This is a genomic window from Neisseria sp. WLZKY-1, from assembly GCF_046546535.1.
In the GTDB taxonomy this organism is placed as follows: domain Bacteria; phylum Pseudomonadota; class Gammaproteobacteria; order Burkholderiales; family Neisseriaceae; genus Neisseria.
The window spans coordinates 1-222 of record NZ_JBKGTW010000169.1; the positions used below are offsets into that span (position 1 = coordinate 1).

General features: G+C 53.6%; 1 pseudogene. It reads right to left on the minus strand.

Annotation, left to right across the window (positions count from 1 at the left end):
* Positions 1–222: pseudogene (locus ACLD9W_RS12695) on the minus strand (IS110 family transposase); the annotation flags it as partial.

The following is a 222-nucleotide window of genomic DNA, read 5'->3' on the forward strand; positions in this document are numbered from 1 at the left end:
CGGTGGTACCGTTTTCGGCAAAATAATCACGCATCCGGGCATTCAATATCGTCAGCAGTTTGCGCATACACGCCGTAACGGCAACCTTATACGGCTTACCCTTGGACAGCAGGCGCTGATAGAAATCCCGAATAAACGGTTCGAACCGCATCGCCACTACGGTGGCCATATACAGCGCCTTACGCACCGCAGACCTTCCGCCGAAGCAGCGGCTTTTGAATT